The organism is Cellulomonas sp. NS3 (assembly GCF_024757985.1).
Lineage (GTDB): Bacteria > Actinomycetota > Actinomycetes > Actinomycetales > Cellulomonadaceae > Cellulomonas_A.
In genome coordinates this window covers 3,394,266-3,413,807 of the sequence record NZ_CP103289.1, presented here as the reverse complement: position 1 = coordinate 3,413,807, position 19,542 = coordinate 3,394,266, and the positions used below count along the sequence as shown (strand labels likewise).

15 protein-coding genes are annotated in these 19,542 nt (G+C 75.7%); 12 read left to right on the top strand and 3 right to left on the bottom strand.

The genetic code is table 11. The features are described from left to right. Window positions 1-33 precede the first annotated feature (33 nt). The 11 genes from NXY84_RS15510 (at window position 34) to NXY84_RS15460 (ending at window position 12,875) form a co-directional block, all read left to right on the top strand. Window positions 34-1,140 (top strand): BMP family lipoprotein, encoded by a 1,107-nt coding sequence (locus NXY84_RS15510; RefSeq protein WP_258723952.1) that lies wholly within the window; start codon window positions 34-36, stop codon window positions 1,138-1,140. A 219-nt stretch (window positions 1,141-1,359) separates the two neighbouring features. Continuing rightward, the gene (locus tag NXY84_RS15505; protein ID WP_258723951.1) at window positions 1,360-2,940 is read left to right on the top strand and encodes an ABC transporter ATP-binding protein; all 1,581 of its coding nucleotides are present in this window, start codon (window positions 1,360-1,362) and stop codon (window positions 2,938-2,940) included. Beyond that, the gene (locus tag NXY84_RS15500) at window positions 2,937-4,163 is read left to right on the top strand and encodes an ABC transporter permease (RefSeq protein ID WP_258723950.1); all 1,227 of its coding nucleotides are present in this window, start codon (window positions 2,937-2,939) and stop codon (window positions 4,161-4,163) included. Before NXY84_RS15505 ends, NXY84_RS15500 begins: the two co-directional genes overlap by 4 nt. Then, window positions 4,160-5,467, top strand: a complete 1,308-nt coding sequence (locus NXY84_RS15495) for an ABC transporter permease (RefSeq protein WP_396126251.1) — start codon at window positions 4,160-4,162, stop codon at window positions 5,465-5,467. The genes NXY84_RS15500 and NXY84_RS15495 overlap by 4 nt, the downstream gene beginning before the upstream one ends. Window positions 5,468-5,475: 8 nt before the next feature. After that, a complete protein-coding gene (locus NXY84_RS15490; protein ID WP_258723949.1) occupies window positions 5,476-5,895 on the top strand; it encodes a cytidine deaminase in 420 nt (139 codons plus the stop codon). Further along, on the top strand, window positions 5,892-7,181 hold the full coding sequence (locus NXY84_RS15485; RefSeq protein ID WP_258723948.1) for a thymidine phosphorylase: 1,290 nt from the start codon (window positions 5,892-5,894) through the stop codon (window positions 7,179-7,181). Before NXY84_RS15490 ends, NXY84_RS15485 begins: the two co-directional genes overlap by 4 nt. Window positions 7,182-7,225: 44 nt before the next feature. Continuing rightward, entirely contained in the window at window positions 7,226-8,173 is a 948-nt protein-coding gene (locus tag NXY84_RS15480) for a hypothetical protein (RefSeq protein ID WP_258723947.1), read from the top strand. Window positions 8,174-8,293: 120 nt separating this feature from the next. Beyond that, window positions 8,294-8,566 carry a hypothetical protein gene (locus tag NXY84_RS15475; RefSeq protein ID WP_258723946.1) on the top strand — a complete coding sequence of 91 codons (273 nt, stop codon included), beginning with the start codon at window positions 8,294-8,296 and terminating at the stop codon, window positions 8,564-8,566. Window positions 8,567-8,645: 79 nt separating this feature from the next. Next, window positions 8,646-9,755: an adenosine deaminase gene (locus NXY84_RS15470; protein WP_258723945.1), complete on the top strand. Its 1,110-nt coding sequence runs from the start codon at window positions 8,646-8,648 to the stop codon at window positions 9,753-9,755. Next, complete coding sequence (gene deoC / locus NXY84_RS15465; protein ID WP_258723944.1) at window positions 9,752-10,420, top strand: deoxyribose-phosphate aldolase; 669 nt, start codon at window positions 9,752-9,754, stop codon at window positions 10,418-10,420. Before NXY84_RS15470 ends, deoC begins: the two co-directional genes overlap by 4 nt. Window positions 10,421-10,652: 232 nt before the next feature. Next, window positions 10,653-12,875, top strand: coding sequence for a DUF6055 domain-containing protein (locus NXY84_RS15460; protein ID WP_258723943.1), 2,223 nt, complete (start codon window positions 10,653-10,655; stop codon window positions 12,873-12,875). A gap of 136 nt (window positions 12,876-13,011) precedes the next feature. Here the strand turns inward: NXY84_RS15460 and NXY84_RS15455 are convergent, their stop codons facing one another. Both NXY84_RS15455 and NXY84_RS15450 read right to left on the bottom strand, forming a co-directional pair. After that, complete coding sequence (locus NXY84_RS15455) at window positions 13,012-14,907, bottom strand: phospho-sugar mutase (protein WP_258723942.1); 1,896 nt, start codon at window positions 14,905-14,907, stop codon at window positions 13,012-13,014. Window positions 14,908-14,984: 77 nt separating this feature from the next. Beyond that, window positions 14,985-15,830: a purine-nucleoside phosphorylase gene (locus tag NXY84_RS15450; RefSeq protein WP_258723941.1), complete on the bottom strand. Its 846-nt coding sequence runs from the start codon at window positions 15,828-15,830 to the stop codon at window positions 14,985-14,987. Between the two features lie 39 nt (window positions 15,831-15,869). On the opposite strand from NXY84_RS15450, the gene NXY84_RS15445 reads away from it, so the two are divergent. After that, complete coding sequence (locus NXY84_RS15445; RefSeq protein ID WP_258723940.1) at window positions 15,870-17,315, top strand: NAD(P)H-quinone dehydrogenase; 1,446 nt, start codon at window positions 15,870-15,872, stop codon at window positions 17,313-17,315. A gap of 34 nt (window positions 17,316-17,349) precedes the next feature. On the opposite strand, the gene NXY84_RS15440 is transcribed toward NXY84_RS15445, so the two are convergent. Then, a complete protein-coding gene (locus NXY84_RS15440) occupies window positions 17,350-19,491 on the bottom strand; it encodes an endonuclease/exonuclease/phosphatase family protein (protein ID WP_258723939.1) in 2,142 nt (713 codons plus the stop codon). Window positions 19,492-19,542: the final 51 nt, after the last annotated feature.

Genomic DNA, 19,542 nt, shown 5'->3' with positions numbered 1-19,542 from the left:
CCCCGACGAACGACCGAGAACCAGGAGTGTCGCGTGAAGAAGATGATCCGTGTGGCCGCCCTCAGCGGGGCCCTTGCCCTCACGCTCGCCGCGTGCGCCAGCGCGCCCGAGGAGGAGACGCCCAGCACCGGTGAGACGACGGCCGCCGAGGGCGTCGACTTCAAGGCCTGCATGGTCTCCGACGAGGGCGGGTTCGACGACGCGTCGTTCAACCAGTCCGGCTTCGAGGGTCTCGAGCGTGCCGAGTCCGAGCTCGGGATCGAGATCCGCTCCGCCGAGTCGTCCGACCCCGGCCAGTACACGGCCAACGTCGACTCGATGGTCCAGGAGAGCTGCGACCTCATCATCGGTGTCGGCTTCGCGCTCGAGGACGCCATCCAGGCGGCGGCCGAGGCCAACCCCGACCTGCACTTCGCGCTCGTCGACAGCGCGTTCTCCGACGAGTCGTTCCAGCCCGTCGAGCTCGAGAACGCCAAGCCGCTCCTGTTCAACACGCAGGAGGCCGCGTTCCTCGCCGGCTACCTCGCCGCGGGCACGTCGAAGACCGGCACGGTCGCGACGTTCGGCGGTCAGCCGTTCCCGTCCGTGACGATCTTCATGGACGGCTTCGTCGACGGCGTCGCCCGGTACAACGAGGACAACGGCACCACCGTCAAGGTCCTCGGCTGGGACAAGGAGGCGCAGGACGGCTCGATGATCGGGAACTTCTCCGACACCGAGGCCGGCCGCACCACGACCGAGCAGTTCATCGCCTCGGGCGCCGACGTCATCCTCCCCGTCGCGGGCCCCGTGGGCGCCGGTGCGCTCAACGCCGCGAGCCAGGCCGAGGGCGTCTCGGTCATCTGGGTCGACTCCGACGGCTACGAGCAGGCGTCGAACGAGCAGTACCAGTCGCTGCTGCTGACCTCGGTCATCAAGCTCATCGGCAACTCGGTCTTCGACACGGTCTCGGCCGCGGTCGACGGCGAGTTCTCCTCCGAGCCGTACGTCGGCACGCTCGAGAACGGCGGCGTGGACATCGCCCCGCTGCACGACTTCGAGGACACCGTCCCGGCGGACCTGCAGTCGACGATCGACGAGCTGCGCGAGCAGATCATCGCGGGCGACCTCGTCGTGGAGTCGGTCAGCGCGACCAGCTGACGACGAGCACGCAGCACGGCAGCACCACAGCACGACGCACGCACCGCAGCACGGACCGATGGCCCGGGGAGCGCACCTGCCCGGGCCATCGGCCTGCGCGCCGCGACGGCCCGCACCGGACGACGGGGTCCGGGCCCGCCGGCACCGGCCCGCCGCCGCTGCGGGGGGCCACACCGTGGCTAGGGTGCACCCAGGACCAGACGAAGGAGCGGTGTCCACGTGAAGCTCGAGCTACGGGGCATCACCAAGCGCTTCGGTGCGCTTGTGGCCAACGACCACATCGACCTCGTGGTCGAGCCCGGCGAGATCCACGCCCTGCTCGGCGAGAACGGCGCCGGCAAGTCGACCCTGATGAACACGCTCTACGGGCTCTACACGCCCGACGACGGCGAGATCCTGGTCGACGACCGCCCCGTCGCGTTCGGCGGGCCCGGCGAGGCGATGGCCGCCGGGATCGGCATGGTCCACCAGCACTTCATGCTCGTCCCCGTGTTCACCGTCGCCGAGAACGTGGTCCTCGGGCACGAGCCCGTGCGCGGGGCCGGGCGCCTCCTCGACCTCGCAGAGGCGCGCCGCCGCGTCACGCAGATCTCCGACCGCTTCGGGTTCGACGTCGACCCGGACGCGCTCGTCGAGGACCTGCCCGTCGGCGTCCAGCAGCGCGTCGAGATCATCAAGGCGCTCTCGCGCGACGCGCGCGTGCTGATCCTCGACGAGCCGACCGCGGTGCTCACGCCCCAGGAGACGGACGAGCTCATCGCGATCATGCGCCAGCTCAAGGACGCCGGGACGTCGATCGTCTTCATCACGCACAAGCTCCGCGAGGTCCGCGCCGTCGCCGACCGGATCACCGTGATCCGCCGCGGCAAGGTCGTCGGCACCGCGAGCCCGCAGGACCCCGAGACGTCGCTCGCGTCGCAGATGGTCGGCCGCTCGGTGAGCCTGGGCGTCGAGAAGGCCCCCGCGCAGCCCGGCGCCGCGACGTTCCAGGTGCGCGACCTCACGGTCATCAGCCCGGTGGGGACGCGCGTCGTCGACGGCATCTCGTTCGACGTGCACGCGGGGGAGATCCTCGCGATCGCCGGCGTCCAGGGCAACGGCCAGTCGGAGCTCGCCGAGACGATCCTCGGCCTGCAGCACGCGACCGCGGGCTCGGTGCTGCTCGACGGCGACGAGCTGCTCGGCCGCAGCGTCGACGAGGTGCTGCGCGCCGGCGTCGGGTTCGTCCCCGAGGACCGCAGCACCGACGGGCTCATCTCGAGCTTCTCGATCGCCGAGAACCTCATCCTCGACCTGCACGCGCAGCCGCCGTTCGCGAAGGCCGGCTCGCTGAGCCCGGCGCGCGTCGCCGAGAACGCCGCGACCCGCACGCAGGAGTTCGACGTCCGCATGACCTCGGCGCAGGACCCGATCAGCACGCTCTCGGGCGGCAACCAGCAGAAGGTCGTCCTCGCGCGCGAGATGTCCCGGCCCCTGTGCCTGTTCGTGGCGTCCCAGCCGACCCGCGGGCTCGACGTCGGCTCGATCGAGTTCGTGCACAAGCGGATCGTCGCCGAGCGCGACAACGGCACGGCCGTGATCATCGTCTCGACCGAGCTCGACGAGGTGCTCGCGCTCGCCGACCGGATCGCCGTCATGTACCGCGGGCGGATCGTCGGCGTCGTCCCCGCCGGCACCCCGCGCGACGTCCTCGGCCTCATGATGGCCGGTGTCCCGCTGCAGCAGGCCCAGGTCCAGGCCGCCGAGCACCACACGGCGCTCGCCGACGCCGACGCCGCTGCCGACCAGGAGCTCTCGTGACCGACACCCTCGTGGCGCCCTCCGCCACCCCGAAGCACGAGCACGAGCGGCGCGGCGTCCTCCAGCAGATGCTCGACAGCTCGTGGCTGCTGATCGCCACCGCGATCGTGCTGGCGCTGGTCGCCTCCTCGATCCTCGTGGCGGCGGCCGACCAGGACGTGCAGCGCACCGCCGCCTACCTGTTCGCCCGCCCGAGCGACTTCTTCGGCGCGGTGTGGGAGTCGGTGTACGCGGCGTACTCGACGCTGTTCCGCGGCGCCATCTTCGACTACCAGGCGACCGGGCTCCGCCGCGTGCGGCCGATCACCGAGACGATGACGGCGTCCGTGCCGCTCATCTTCGCGGGCCTCGGGCTCGCGGTCGCGTTCCGCTCGGGGCTGTTCAACATCGGTGCGCAGGGCCAGGTGCTCCTCGGTGCCGCGGCCGCGACGTACGTCGGCATCGCGTTCGACGCCCCGGCCGGCGTGCACGTCGCGCTCGCGTGCCTCGCGGGCGTCGCGGCCGGTGCCGCGTGGGCCGGGATCGCGGGCGTCCTCAAGGCCCGGACGGGCGCCAACGAGGTGATCGTCACGATCATGCTCAACTCGATCGCGTTCCAGCTCATCTCCTACCTGCTGACCACGAGCCTGCTGCGGCAGGGCGGCACGCGACCGATCTCGCCCGCGGTCGCGGACACCGCGCAGCTCCCGCTGCTGCTCGGGCCGAGCTTCCGGCTGCACGCGGGCTTCCTGCTCGCGCTGCTCGCGGCCGTCGGCGTCTGGTGGCTGCTCGAGCGCTCGACGCTCGGCTTCCGCTTCCGGGCGGTCGGCGCCAACCAGCGCGCGGCGCGCACGGCCGGCATCCGGGTCAACCTGATGTTCGTCCTCGTGATGCTCGTCGCCGGTGGCCTCGCCGGGCTCGGCGGAGCGGCGCAGATCCTCGGCACGGACAAGCAGCTGCAGGCGTCGAGCGCGGGGTCGATCGGGTTCGATGCGATCACCGTGGCGCTGCTCGGGCGCTCCACGCCGCTCGGCACGGTCCTCGCGGCGCTGCTGTTCGGCGCGCTGCGGGCCGGCTCGCCGCTCATGCAGTCGTCGGCGGGCACGCCCATCGACATCGTCCAGGTCATCCAGGCGTCGATCGTGCTGCTCATCGCGGCACCGCCGCTCGTGCGCCGGTTCTCCGCGCTGCACTGGGCCGCGGGCATCGCCGGCTCGACGAAGAAGAAGGAGGCCCACGCGTGAGCACCGTCGCGGACCCGCAGCCCTCGCAGCCCGTCGAGCTCGACGCGCCCGGCTCGGCCCCCATGGTCCAGGCGAAGGTCGGCTGGCGCGGGCCGGTCGTCTACGGGGTCGTCTCCCTGATCTCGCTCGTGGTCTTCGGTCTGCTCACGCCGGCCGACGAGACCACCCGGTTCATCGTGGCGTCGAGCCGTGACCTCGTGGACATCGCCCCGTTCGCGGTGCCGTCCCGGCTCACCGCGATCGTCCTGTCGGTGCTCGCGCTCGGGCTGACCGCGTGGGTCACCCGGGAGACGCTCGCGCGCCGCACGGTCGCCACGTGGGTCCCCGTCGTCTTCGGGTTCCTGATCCTGGTGGCGTTCCTCGTGTGGGTCATGGCCGGCAACGACAACGCGCTGCCCCTCACGGTGCTGCTGACTGGCGCACTGACGCTGTCGGTGCCGCTGATCTTCGGGTCGCTCGCCGGGATCCTGTGCGAGCGCTCGGGCATCATCAACATCGCGATCGAGGGCCAGCTCCTCGCCGGGGCCTTCCTCGCGGTCGTCGTCGCGAGCCTCACGGGCAACCCGTACACGGGCCTCATCGCGGCGCCGATCGCCGGTGCGATCGTCGGGCTGGGCCTGGTGCTGTTCGCCGTGCGGTACCGCGTCGACCAGATCATCGTCGGCGTCGTGCTCAACGTGCTGGTCATCGGCGTGACGAACTACCTGTTCTCGACGGTCCTCACGCAGAACCCGCAGTCGTTCAACTCCCCGCCGCGCCTGCCCACGCTGCCGATCCCGTTCCTGTCGCAGATCCCCGTCGTCGGACCGGTGCTGTTCAACCACTCCCTCGTGGTCTACCTCATGTACGTCGCGGTCGCCGTGCTCCAGGTCATGGTGTTCCGCAGCCGGTGGGGGCTGCGCATGCGGTCGGTCGGCGAGCACCCCAAGGCCGCGGACACGGTCGGCATCCCGGTCAACCTCACGCGCGTCAAGAACACGGTGCTCGGCGGGGCCGTCGCGGGCCTCGGCGGCGCGGCGCTCGTCGCGGCCGGGCTCGCGTTCACCAAGGAGCTCACCGCGGGCCGCGGGTACATCGCGCTCGCGGCGATGATCCTCGGCCGGTGGAGCCCCAAGGGTGCGCTCGCCGCGGCGCTGCTGTTCGGCTTCGCCGACTCGCTGCGCCAGGTGCTCGGCAACCTCGGGTCGCCCGTGCCCAGCCAGTTCCTCGCGATGCTCCCGTACCTCGCGACCATCTTCGCCGTCGCCGGCCTCGTGGGCCGCGTGCGCGCGCCCGCCGCCGAGGGCATCCCCTACGTGAAGTGAGCCTGCCGATGACCGACAGCCCCGCCCCCGAGATCGACTGGGCCGCCCTGCGCGCGGCCGCGCTCGACGTCATGACCCGCGCCTACGTGCCGTACTCCCGCTTCCCCGTGGGCGTCGCGGCGCTCGTGGACGACGGCCGCGTCGTCGTCGGCTGCAACGTCGAGAACGCGTCGTACGGCCTGACGCTGTGCGCCGAGTGCGCGCTCGTCTCGGCGCTGCACGTGAGCGGCGGCGGCCGGCTCGTCGCGTTCGTCTGCGTCGACGCCCACGGCAACGCGCTCATGCCGTGCGGCCGGTGCCGCCAGCTCCTGTGGGAGCACGGCGGGCCCGCGCTGCTCGTCGAGACCGTGAGCGGCATCAAGCCGATGACCGAGGTGCTCCCGGACGCGTTCGGGCCCGCCGACCTGGTGGAACGAGGGACAGCATGAGCGAGGGCTTCGACGCGGTCGACGTCATCCGGACCAAGCGCGACGGCGGGCGCCTGAGCGACGGCCAGATCGACTGGGTGCTCGACGCGTACACGCGCGGGGTCGTCGCCGAGGAGCAGATGTCGGCGCTCGCGATGGCGATCCTGCTCAACGGCATGGACCGGGCGGAGATCGCGCGGTGGACCGCCGCGATGATCGCGAGCGGCGAGCGCATGGACTTCTCGGGGCTCTCGCGCCCGACGGCCGACAAGCACTCGACCGGCGGGGTCGGCGACAAGATCACGCTGCCGCTCGCGCCGCTCGTGGCCGTGTTCGACGTCGCCGTCCCGCAGCTCTCGGGCCGCGGGCTCGGCCACACCGGGGGGACGCTCGACAAGCTCGAGGCCATCCCGGGCTGGCGCGCCGAGCTCACGAACGACGAGATGATGGCGCAGCTCGAGTCCGTCGGCGCCGTGATCTGCCAGGCCGGCGCCGGGCTCGCCCCCGCCGACCGCAAGCTCTACGCGCTGCGCGACGTCACCGGCACGGTCGAGGCGATCCCGCTCATCGCGAGCTCGATCATGAGCAAGAAGATCGCCGAGGGCACCGGCTCGCTCGTGCTCGACGTCAAGGTCGGCACGGGCGCGTTCATGAAGGACGCCGACCGGGCCCGCGAGCTCGCGCGCACGATGGTCGCGCTCGGCACCGACGCGGGCGTGCGGACCGTCGCTCTGCTCACCGACATGTCGACCCCGCTCGGCCTGACCGCGGGGAACGCGCTCGAGGTCCGGGAGTCGCTCGAGGTGCTGGCGGGCGGGGGACCGGCGGACGTCGTCGAGCTCACGGTCGCGCTGGCGCGCGAGATGCTCGACGCCGCGGGCCGCCCCGACGCGGACCCGGCCGCCGCGCTGGCCGACGGGCGTGCGATGGACGTCTGGCGCGCGATGATCGCCGCGCAGGGCGGGGACGTCGACGCGCCGCTGCCGGTGGCCCGCGAGACCGAGCAGGTCCTCGCACCCGCCGACGGCGTGCTCACCTCGCTCGACGCCTACGCCGTCGGGGTTGCCGCGTGGCGCCTCGGCGCCGGGCGCGCGCGCAAGGAGGACCCGGTGCAGGCCGGCGCCGGCGTCGAGCTCCACGCCAAGCCGGGCGACACCGTGCGCGCCGGGCAGCCGCTGCTCACGCTGCACACCGACACCCCGGAGCGGTTCGAGCGCGCGCGCGAGGTGCTGGCCGGCGCCGCGACGGTCGAGGCGGACGGCGCGGCCACGCCCCGCACGCTGCTGCTGGACCGCATCGAGGCCTGAGGGGCCGGTCCGCCGCGCGACCGGCCGTGCGGCAGACTGGCCGGATGCCCGCGCTGCGTCACCTCCAGCTCACGACCGTGCTCCGGACCCTCGGTGTGCAGCCGGTGCCCGCTGCGCCCGCCACAGCCGCCCGCGCGGTGGTCCCGGCGCGCGCGTCGGGCTCCGTGCGCCCGGTGCCCGGGGAGCCGGCGGCGGCGGCCCGCCCCGGTGCGCACGCGGACCTCGTCGCCCGCGCCGTCGCGGCCGGTGCGTCGCGGCGTGCCGCCGCCCGCGCCGCCGACGCGGTCGCCGACCTGCCCGCGCGCGAGCGTGCCCAGGTCGAGCGCCCGCTGACGCCGGCGCGGGGAAGCGACGTGCTGCGGCTCGGCACCGCCGCGGCGCGGCAGACCGACGGCACGACCTGCGGCTCGGCGGTCCTGGCGATGCTCGCCGCGGCCGGCGACCCGACGCTCGCCTACTGGCTCGTCACGGGCGAGCGCATCGCGGGCCACGAGCCCGCCGAGCTGCGTGACGTGGACGACGCCCCGGGCCCCGCCGGCCGCTTCGGCGCCCTCCAGGAGGCGCTCAAGCGCCGCAGCAACGCGCGCGCCGTGCTCGGGCTCCTCCCGTGGCCCACCGCGCTCGGGACGCCCCCGTGGGGTGCGGCGCGGGTCGCGCGCTACCCGGGCGTCGCGTACCGCTCGGTGCTCGTCGACGACAGCCGGCCGAGCGAGGTCACGCGCGTGCTGGTCCGCGCGGGCCGTGCGCTCGACCGCGGGGTCCCCGTCCCGCTGTACACGGGGGGCGACCTGTCGGGCGGCCCCGCGAGCGCGGTCCCGCGGCACGTCGTGCTGCTCACGCGGCGCACCGCCGAGGGCTTCGCCGTGTACGAGCCGTCGAGCGGGCGCGTGCACGACGTGCCGTCCGCCGACCTCGTCGTGCCGCACGGGCCGCTCGAGGCGCTGGGCCGCTGGTCGCACGTGGCCTGGGCCCTCCTGCCCGTCCGCGGCTGAGCCCGGGCGGCGGCACCGGCCGCCGACGCCGCGGCCGGCCCCTCGGGTGACGCGCGTCGGTGGCGCGCACGGACCCCCCGGGTCACGATGGACGGGCACGCCGACCCCAGGGAGGACACCATGAGCACCGTCCCCGGCCAGGAGGCCTCGCGCGACGCCGGGCTGCTGCCCGCCGACGTCTTCACGCCCGTCGACGCCCACGCGGACGCGGACCAGCGCCCCGTCGACGACGAGCTGCGGCTCGACACCCCGGCACCCGACGCCGGCGGGAGGTCGGCCGAGGAGTACGTGCCGGCACCCCCGCACGTCGCCCCGCGCGACGACGCGAACGAGGCCGACGTGAGCGAGCAGGCGACCGAGGTCCCGGGCGACGAGCGCGACGAGTACCTCTGACGCCCGGCCGGCCGCAACCGGCTCACCCGTGCGGGTCGCGGCGTCCTCGACGGTCCCGGGGCGCGACTACGGTGGAGCCATGACCCCCGCGTACGACCTGGTGGCCGCGCTGCCCAAGGTGCTGCTGCACGACCACCTGGACGGCGGCGTCCGGCCGGCCACGCTCGTCGAGCTCGCGCGCGAGGTGGGCCACACGCTGCCGGCGACCGACCCCGAGGAGCTCGGGCGCTGGTTCGTCGCCGCGGCGGACTCGGGCAGCCTCGAGCGCTACCTCGAGACGTTCGCGCACACGGTCGCGGTCATGCAGACCGAGGATGCGCTGCGCCGGGTCGCGCGCGAGGCTGCGGTCGACCTCGCGGCCGACGGGGTCGTCTACGCCGAGCAGCGCTACGCGCCCGAGCAGCACCTCACGGGCGGGCTGACGCTCCAGCAGGTGGTCGACGCCGTGCAGGCCGGGTTCGCGGAGGGCGTCGTCGAGGTGGCGGCCCAGGGCCGCGAGATCCGCATCGGCACGCTCCTGTCGGCGATGCGGCACGCGGACCGGGCCGACGAGATCGCCGCGCTCGCGCTCGCCAACCGCGACGCGGGCGTCGTGGGCTTCGACATCGCCGGGGCGGAGGCCGGGTTCCCGGCGTCCCGGCTCGCGACGGCGTTCACGGCGCTGCGCGACGCGTGGTTCCCCGTGACCGTGCACGCCGGCGAGGCCGACGGGCTCGGCTCGATCACCGAGGCGCTCGGTGTCGGTGCGCTGCGCCTCGGGCACGGCGTCCGGGTGCTCGACGACGTCACGGTGCAGGAGCCCGGCACGGCCGGCGCCCCGCCCGCGGCGACCCTCGGGCGCCTCGCCGCCTGGGTCCGTGACCGGCGGGTCCCGCTCGAGACGTGCCCGTCGTCGAACGTCCAGACCGGCGCGGCCGCGTCGGTCGCCGAGCACCCCGTGACGCTGCTCAAGCGGCTCGGGTTCGCGGTCACGGTCAACACCGACAACCGGCTCCAGTCGGGCACCAGCCTCACGCGCGAGCTCGCGCTGCTGGTCGAGCACGCCGGGTGGACCGTGGACGACGTCCGCGACGTCACGCTCACCGCCGCCGAGAACGCGTTCCTCCCGCAGGACGAGCGCGCCGAGCTCATCGACCGGGCGATCCTCCCGGGCTACACGCACGACGGCACCGGAAGGCACCGCGCATGACGATCGACGCCCACGCACTCGCCCAGCTCGTGGACCACACCCTGCTCAAGCCGGAGGCGACCCGCGCCGACGTCGAGGCGCTCGTCGAGGAGGGCGTGCGGCTCGGCGTGTACTCGGTGTGCGTCTCGCCGTCGTTCCTGCCGCTCGACGCGCGCGGCCTCAAGGTCGCGACGGTCGTCGGCTTCCCCTCAGGCAAGCACCACAGCGAGGTCAAGGCCGCCGAGGCCGCGCGCGCCGTGCGGGACGGGGCCGACGAGGTCGACATGGTGCTCGACGTGGGCGCCGCGAAGTCGGGGGCGTTCGAGTCCGTGCAGGCCGACATCGCCGCGGTCCGCGCCGCCGCGCCGGCCCCGACGGTGCTCAAGGTCATCATCGAGTCGGCGGCCCTGACCGATGACGAGATCGTCGCGGTGTGCCGCGCCGCGGAGGCGGCCGGCGCCGACTTCGTGAAGACGTCGACGGGGTTCCACCCGGCAGGCGGCGCGAGCGTGCACGCGGTCGCGCTCATGGCCGCGACGGTCGGCGGACGGCTCGGGGTCAAGGCGTCGGGCGGCATCCGCAGCACCGCCGACGCGGTCGCCATGGTGGAGGCCGGCGCGACCCGGCTCGGCCTCTCGGGGACCGCGGCCGTGCTCGGCGGGTTCGAGTCCGACTCCGCCTACTGACCGCGCACGCAGGGGCCCGCCCGCCCGTCGGCGGGCCTGAGCGGCGTGCGCGCACGGCGGTCGGGTGAACGTCACGCGGGGGGACGTTCGCGACATTGACGGCAGCCGGGGGCGTCGGCGAAGGTGAGGCGCCCGTGCGACCCCTCACCCCGCTGCGCGGGAGCCCGCGTTGCCGGCCGGCCCAGCAGGAGCACCCCAGGGGCGACCCGGACACGAGGAGGCGGTACCCGAGATGGGCAGGTTCCGGCGCGGCACCGTCGCTGCGGCCGTCGTCGTCCCGTTCCTCCTCGGGGTCCTCATCGCCTACGCGCTCGACGACACCCCGACGGGCCCCAAGTCCGGTGACCGCGCGCACGCCTGGGCGGAGCGGCTCGACGAGGGTGCGGCGAGCTCGCGCGAGAGCGAGAACTTCGTGCTGCTGTGGGGACCGCGCGCCGGCGGCGACCTCGCCGACGCGTCCGAGTACTACCGCGTCGACCCGGTCGAGCTCCTCGACCGGCTCGAGCGCTACTACGCGCTCTACGTGGGGACCGTCGGCGTGACGGAGCCGGTCGGGCCGGTCGCGGAGGACAAGATCGCCGTCGTCCTGACCCGGACCTGGGACGACCTGGCCTACGACGCGTGGGCCACCGGGCGCGTCGAGGGCGGGCTCGCGCTGCTCGAGATCGCCCCCGAGGCCGCCCGCACCGGCGCCTGGGACGTCGCGCGCGCGCTCGCGGTCGTCCTGCAGAGCGTCGCGGTCGCGCCGGACGGTCCCGCGCCGGACGCCGGCCTCGGCACGACGGCGCCCGGGGTGCGCGGCTCGTCGTTCGGCGAGGCCATGGCGTCGTTCCTCGCGACGACCGCCGAGCCGTCGGACGCGGGGGACCTGTCGGCGTTCGTGCGCGCCGAGAACCTGCGCTGGTCCTCCGGCCGGCACCTCGACGGCGGGTGGACGCTGCTCCAGCACGTCGCGGACCGGGACGGCCTCGCGACGGTCGGGCGGCTGTGGCGCGAGGGCGGCCTCGAGGCCGACCCCGTCGCGGCCTACGGCCGTGTCGCAGGCCTCACGCAGGAGGAGCTGGGCGTGCGTCTCGCCGAGCACGCGCTGCGCAACGTGACATGGGACTACTCGACGCAGGACGACCTGCGCCGCTACGCCGCCGAGGTCGAGCCCGCGCTCACCGCGGAGCCCGGGACCGCGGTCGAGGCGGTCGACGCGACCGCCCACCACTACCGCGTGCCGTCCGCGCTCGCGCCCGCCGAGAACGGCTACGCCCTCGTCCGGCTCAGCCCCGAGGAGGGTGCGACGGCGGTGCGCGTGCGCGTCCGCGGTCACACCGAGGCGGGGCCCGACGCGTCGTGGACCGCGGGCCTCGTCGCGGTCGACGTCGACGGCACGGCGCGGTACGGCGAGCTCGCCGGCGGCACCGACGTGACGGTCGAGCTCGCGACCGGCCCCGGCGACGCGCAGGTCTACCTCGTCGTCGCGGCGACCCCGACGCGCGCGCACGAGTTCGACCCCGCGGCGGGCTACCCCGGGTCCGTCCGGTACCCGTTCGAGCTGCGGGTCGCCGGAGCCGCGGCGTGGGGCTCGGAGCCCGGCTTCGTGCGCCCCGCGGCGCCCGCCGGCGGTCGCTGGCACACCAACGGAGGCGGTTGGGTCGGCGAGTTCGCGGCGGTCGACCCCGGCGTCTACGTCGGCCCGCAGGCGGTGGTGCAGGACTGGGCCCAGGTCACCGGCTCGGCGCGCATCGAGGGCCGCGCGGTCGTCGAGAGCGGGGCGGTCGTCGGCGGGTCCGCGGTCGTGCGCGACAACGCCGTCGCGCGCTCGCGGGCCGTGCTCGGCGGGGACGTGCTCGTCGGCGGCGACGCCGAGGTCAGCTGGACCTGCGCGTCCGGGGTCTACCTGCGGTTCGACCGGGCGCAGACGTGCGACGGCGGCGCGGGCGAGCCCCCCGTGGAGCCGGTGCTCGAGCCGTTCCCGACCGAGGAGCTCGCGCTCGACGGCGCGCCGGACCCGAGCCCGACGCCGACGCCCACCCCGACGCCGACGCCGACGCCCACCCCGACCCCGACGCCCACACCGACGCCGTCGGCGACGCCCCGGCCGACGCCGACCCCGTCGCCGAGCGGCGTGGGGCTGCCCGAGCCGATCCCCGCGCCGGTCGCGGGCTGCACGGCGGTGCTCACGGTCGTCAACCAGTGGCCCGGTGGCTACCAGGCGCAGGTCACCGTGACGGCGGGCACGGAGGCCGTCTCGGCGTGGCGGGTCAGCTGGGCCCACCCGGCGGACCAGACGGTCGCGGAGGCATGGGGCGCCCGCGTGCGGCAGAACGGCACGTCGGTCGAGGCCGACAGCGTCAGCTGGAACGCCGCCCTCGCGCCGGGCGCGTCGACGACGTTCGGCTTCTCGGGGACGTACTCGGGCCCCGCTCCGGTCGCACCCGCCGCAGCCTGCACCCGGTCACGCTGAGCGACCCGCCGCGGCCCTACCCGGTCACGCTGAGCGACCGGGTTCCGGCGGGCGCCGGTCGCGCGAGCGGACCGCGGGACCCGGTGCCGCAGCACCGGCCGGGTCCTGCACGCGCCGTGCCGGCGTCAGGGCCGGCTCAGATCCCCAGCGCCGCGCTGACGTCGGCGCCGACGGCGTGGAGCCGCGCGCGGGCCTCCTTGCGCGCCGCGACCAGGTCCGCGGGCCCGGCCGTCCGGGGGACCGGGACGATCACCTCGAGGTAGCTCTTGACCTTGGGCTCGGTCCCGCTCGGCCGGACCACGACGCGCGTGCCGTCCTGCGCCGTGAGCCGCAGGCCCTCGGTGGGCGGCAGGCCCTGCCGCTCGGCGTCGGTCCCGGTGGCGAGGTTGACGACCTCCATCACGGGCGAGCCACCGAGCGTCACGGGCGGGTGCTCGCGCAGCGCGGACATCGTCGCGGGGATCCGGTCGAGGTCGGTGAACCGCGCCGACACCTGATCGCTCAGGTGCAGCCCGTGCTCGCGCGCGAGGTCGTCGAGCACGCTCAGGAGCGACAGACCCGACGCCTTGAGCCGTGCCGCCAGGCCTGCCACGAGCAGCGCGGCCGAGATCCCGTCCTTGTCGCGCACGTGCGCCGGGTCGACGCAGTAGCCGAGCGCCTCCTCGTAGCCGAACGCGAGCCCGTCGACGCGCGCGAGCCACTTGAACCCGGTGAGCGTCGGCTGGTGCCGCAGTCCCGCGGACCGCGCGACCTCCGCGAGCAGGCGCGAGGAGACGATCGAGCTCGCGAGCACGGGCACGTCCGCGCCGGTGGCCCCGTCGCCGCCGGGCACGGCACCCGGCGCCCGGTCGCGCGCGAGCCGCGACGCGACGAGCGAGCCGAGCACCGCGCCGACCTCGTCGCCGTGCAGCATGCGCCAGCCCTCGGCGCCCGCGGTGTCCGGGCCGCGGTGCGACCGCGCGGCCGGGTCGTTGAGCGCGACCGCGCACCGGTCGGCGTCGGGGTCGAGCGCCAGCACGAGGTCCGCGCCGACGTCGCCCGCGAGGCCCAGCGCGAGGTCCATCGCCCCGGGCTCCTCGGGGTTCGGGAACGCGACGCTCGGGAAGTCGGCGTCGGGCCACTCCTGCTCGGGCACGAGGAGCACGTCGCGGAACCCGGCCTCGCGCAGCACGCGCGCCGCGACCTCGCCGCCGACCCCGTGCAGCGGCGTGAGCACGACCTTGAGGTGGCGTGCGCGCTCGCGGGACTCCTCGGTCGGCTCGGCGAGCGCGGTGACGGTCCTGACGTAGGCGTCGAGCACGTCGTCGCCCAGCACGGTCCAGCCGGACTCGGCGCGCGGCACCGCCACGACGCTCGGCACGCGCGCGATCTCGGCGGCGATCGCCGCGTCGTAGGGCGGCACGATCTGCGCGCCCTGGCCCGAGCCCGTCACGACGCGCCCGCCGAGGTAGACCTTGTAGCCGTTGTCCTGCGGCGGGTTGTGGCTCGCGGTGACCATGACGCCCGCGTCGGCGCCGAGGTGGCGCACCGCGAACGCGAGCACCGGGGTCGGCAGGGGACGCGGGAGCACGAGCACCTCGATGCCGACCGCGGTCATCACGGCGGCGGTGTCGTGCGCGAAGTCCGCGGACCGGTGGCGCGCGTCGTAGCCGACGACGACGCGCGGGGCGGGTGCGAGCCCGTCGAGCTCACCGAGCAGGTAGTCCGCGAGGCCCGACGCGGCGCGGATGACGACGGCGCGGTTCATCCGGTTCGGGCCGCCGCCGATCGCGCCGCGCAGCCCCGCGGTGCCGAACTGGAGCAGGCCCGTGAACCGGTCGGCGAGCTCGGCGCGGGCGGCGCGCACGTCCGTGAGCTGCGTCTGGTGCGTCGGGCTCAGCGCACCGCCCGCGCGCTCGGCCGCGAGCGCCTCGTCGACGGGCGTCTGCGCGCGCTCGAGCAGGCGCGCCAGCTCGTCGGCGGTCGTCGGGTCCGGGTCGTCCTCGATCCAGGTCGTCACCCGTGCGGACAGCTCGTTCCAGTCGTACGCCATGGCCCCAACGTACCCACCGGTCCCGGTGCGCTGCTGTGCGGGCGGCGGCGCGTCGCCCGCACAGGCGGCCGGCTCCGTCAGAGGCGGCGGACGACCTGCGCGAGCAGCGCGCTGATCCGCGGGCCGGCGGCCTGGCCGGCCTCGAGCACCTCGGCGTGCGAGAGGGGCGTCGCGCTGATCCCCGCGGCGAGGTTGGTGACGAGCGAGAGCCCGAGCACCTCGAGCCCGGCGTGGTGTGCGGCGATGGCCTCGATCGTCGTCGACATGCCCACGAGGTCGCCGCCGAGCCGCCCGGCCATCGCGACCTCGGCGGGGGTCTCGTAGTGCGGGCCGCGGAACTGCACGTACACGCCCTCGTCGAGCGACGGGTCGACGGTCCGGGCCACGTCGCGCAGGCGCGAGGAGTACAGGTCGGTGAGGTCGACGAAGGTCGCGCCCTCGAGCGGGGACGTCGCGGTGAGGTTGAGGTGGTCGCGGATGAGCACCGGGGTGCCCGGCCCCCACGCGGGGTTGAGCCCGCCGCAGCCGTTCGTGAGCACGACGGTGCGCGCGCCCGTCGCGGCCGCGGTGCGGACCCCGTGCACGACCCGCCGCACGCCGCGGCCCTCGTACAGGTGCGTGCGCGAGCCGAGCACGAGCGCGTACCGGTCGGCTGCTCCCTCGGCGCCGTCGGCGTCGCCCGCGAGGCGGATCGAGCGGATCGTGCCCACGTGCCCGACGACCGCGGGAGCCGAGAAGCCGGGGACCTCGTGGCTCGGCACCTCCGCGACGGTCTCGCCGAGCAGGTCCGCGGCGCCGCCCCAGCCGGACCCGAGGACGAGCGCGACGTCGTGACGTGCGACACCCGTGACCCGGGCGAGGTGCTCGGCGGCGCTGCGCGCGACGTCGAAGGGGTCGGTGGTCGGGTCGTCGAGGTCGCTCATGGGACTGAAGGCTAACCGGCCACCAGGCACAATGGACCCGTGACCACCGAGACCCAGGACCTGCAGGCCACACGTGTCGTCGTCGTCGGAGGTGGGCCCGGGGGGTACGAGGCCGCGCTCGTCGCACGCCGGCTCGGGGCGGCCGTCACCGTCGTCGAGCGCACCGGGCTCGGCGGGTCCGCGGTGCTCACCGACGTCGTCCCGTCCAAGACGCTGATCGCGACCGCCGAGTGGATGGCGATGTCCGACCGCGCGCCCGAGCTCGGCATCCATCTCGACGCCGACCCCTCGACGCCCGCCGGGGACCTGCTCGCGAGCGAGTCCGAGCGGCACTTCGTCGACCTCGCGCAGGTCAACACGCGCACGCTCGCGCTCGCCGCCGCGCAGTCCGCCGACATCCGCACGCGCCTCGAGCGCGAGGGCGTCGAGCTCGTCGAGGGCGCGGGCCGGCTGGACGGGCCGAACCGCGTGGTCGCGAGCGGGACCGACGGCGAGCGCAGCCTCGACGCCGACGTGGTGCTCGTCGCGACCGGGGCGACGCCGCGCGTGCTGCCCGAGGCGGTGCCGGACGGCGAGCGCATCCTCACCTGGACGCAGCTCTACGGGCTGACCGCGCTGCCGGAGAGGCTCATCGTGGTCGGCTCGGGCGTGACCGGGGCCGAGTTCGCGGGCGCGTACGTCGCCCTGGGCGCGGACGTCGTGCTCGTGTCGAGCCGCGACCGGGTGCTGCCCGGCGAGGACCCCGACGCCGCCGAGCTGCTCGAGGGCGTGTTCCGGGCCCGCGGCATGACGGTCATGTCGCGCTCGCGCGCGCAGTCCGCGGTCCGCACGGCCGACGGCGTGCTCGTGACGCTCGCGGACGGCCGCACGGTCGAGGGCTCGCACGTCCTCCTCGCGGTCGGGTCGATCCCGAGCACCGCGGGCATCGGGCTGACCGAGGCGGGCGTGCGCCTCACGGCGTCGGGCCACGTCGAGGTGGACAAGGTCTCGCGGACGTCGGTGCGCGGTGTCTACGCCGCCGGGGACTGCACGGGGGTCCTGCCGCTCGCGTCGGTCGCGGCGATGCAGGGGCGGATCGCGATGTCCCACGCGCTGGGCGACGCCGTGACCCCGATCACGCTGCGGAGCGTCGCGGCGAACATCTTCACGTCCCCCGAGATCGCGACCGTCGGGTACAGCGAGGAGCAGCTCCAGGCCGCGGGGACGGCGTACGTGACGAGCACGCTGCCGCTCGCCCGGAACCCGCGCGCCAAGATGCTGGGGCTGCGCGAGGGTTTCGTGAAGCTGTTCGCGCACCGCAACGGGCAGGTGCTCGGGGGCGTCGTCGTGGCGCCGAGCGCGAGCGAGCTCATCTTCCCGATCACGCTCGCGGTCTCGCACCGGCTCACCGCCGACGCGGTGGCGAGCGCCTTCACGGTGTACCCGTCGATCTCCGGCTCGATCGCCGAGGGTGCGCGCATGCTGCACCAGCGCCAGGACGACTGACCGGAGGGACGCCCGGGCCCGGGTCGCGCGCGGGTCAGGAGGTCGGCACCACGCGCGCCACGACCGGCAGGTGGTCGGAGGTCCGCGGCGAGGCGGCGACCTCGGTGCCGGCCAGCTCCGCGCCGCGCACGAGCACCCAGTCGATGCGGTCCGTCGGGTCGTGCGCCGGCCAGGAGGCCGCCCACGGGCCGGGGTCCGTGACCCAGCCGTCGGCGTCGAGCCGCGCGAGCTCCGCGGACCCCGGGTGCGCGTTGAGGTCGCCCGCGAGCACCGCGGCGCCCTCGTCGGGCAGGTCGACCGCGAGCGCGTCGAGCTGGTCGAGCCGGGTGGCGTCGTCGTCGCTGCGGTAGTGCAGGTGCACGGACGTGACGCGGACGGGCGTGCCGTCGGCGAGCACGACGGTCGCGGTGAGCGCCGCCCGGTCCTGCGCGCCGCCGCCGCGGGGGAGCGCGGTGCGCTGCTCGTCGGTGAGGGTCGAGCGGGACAGCAGCGCGTTGCCGAACTGCGGGTCCGCCGCGCCGGTGAACTCGAGGTCCATGCCGAGCCGGTGCGAGAGCCACGTCGCGGTGTCGACCCCGCCGCCGAGCACCCAGCCGCGCGCGACCTCCTGGAGCGCGACGACGTCGGGGTCCTGCGCCTCGATGGTCCGCGCGATCTTCTCCAGCTCGACGCCGTCGCCCGGGGTCACGCCGTAGTGCAGGTTCCACGTCAGGACCACGAGGTCGTCGCCGCGGGCCCGGTCGGGGCCGGGCGGGGCCTCGGCGGCGGGCCACCAGCCGACGAGCGCGAGCACGACGCCCGGGATCGCGAGCAGCCGCACGGCGTTGGCGCGGAACGGCGGGCTGTCCTCCCGGAGCGCGCCGTCGGACAGGGCGGGCACGGCCGACCCGGCCGGACCCGCAGTCCCCGGCCCGACCGGCCCCGCGGGGGAGGCCGAGGCCGTCGACGCCGCGAGCGGCGCGGACGGACCGGGGGTGCCGGCGGCTGCCGTCGCGACGGTCCCCGTGGCTGCCGCGGCACGTGCGCGGCCCGCGGGGTCGATCCCGGGGTGCGACGGCGTGCGCCGGCGCAGGCCCGCGAGCGCCACCGCGACCGCCGCGAGGAACGGCACGACCGCGTTGTCGACCGGCAGCGGGACCTCCTGGTCCACGAGGTACAGCAGGAGCGTCACGACGAGCCCGGCCCCGACCCCCGCGGTGACGAACGCGGTCCCGGCGAGGCCGGGCGGCGCGGAGCGGCGCGCGCTGGTCGCGCTCGCGACGACCACCCCGGCGGCGACGACCGCGAGCGCGACGGCGGCGAGGACGACCGGCCCGGTCACCGTGAACGCGACGAGCACCGCGAGGGCCAGGACGGCCGCGGCGACGACCCGGACGGGCCCGACGAGCAGGTGCGGGTTGAGCAGCACCCACACCGTCACGGTGCTCGCCGCGACGAGCACGAGCCCGGCGACCCCGAGCGTCGCGTGCGACTGCGAGGCGACGAACGCCGGGTTGGCGAGCACCAGGGTCACGAGCGCGAGGAACGGCCCGAGCGACCACAGCCGCCGTGGACGCCCCGTGGGCTCGTCCTCCCGCGCCGCGCGGGCGAGCGCGACCGCGAGGGCCACGAGCACCGCGGGGACGAGCCACCCGAGCGTGCCGTCGCGCCACACCGCGTCCCAGGTGCCGAGCGCGAGCTGCAGCCCGCTCGCGAGCCCGCAGCCGAGCACGAGCCCGAGCGCCGCGTGCCGACCGCCCGCGGGGCGGCCCGCCGTGAACGCGACGGCGAGCGTGAGGACCGCGACCGCGACCGCGACGGCCACGAGCCCGACGACGAACCGCGGCGTCCCGTCGAGCGCCTGGAGCACGAGCCGCGCGACCCCGAGCGCGGCGACGCCCGCGAGCACCGTCCCGCCGTCGGGGACGCCGGGCGTGCGCCGCGCGGACAGCGTGAGCAGCAGGGCCGCGACGAGCCCCGACGCGGCGAACGTGCCGAGCGCCGTCCCGACGACCGTGAGCGGGTCCGGCAGCGTGCGGTCGAGCAGCGGGCCGCTCGCGCGCAGCAGCTCGACCGTGAGCACGGTGAGCACCGCGAGCAGCGACACGCGCGTCGGCGTGCCGAGCTCGGGCGGCAGCGTCCACGGGTGCGCGGGGGGCTGCGGGCGCGAGGGCGGCACGGGGGCGGGAGCGGGCACGGCTCGCACGCTACCGCTGCGCCGGGCGGCGCGGACCGCCCGCCCGCCGGG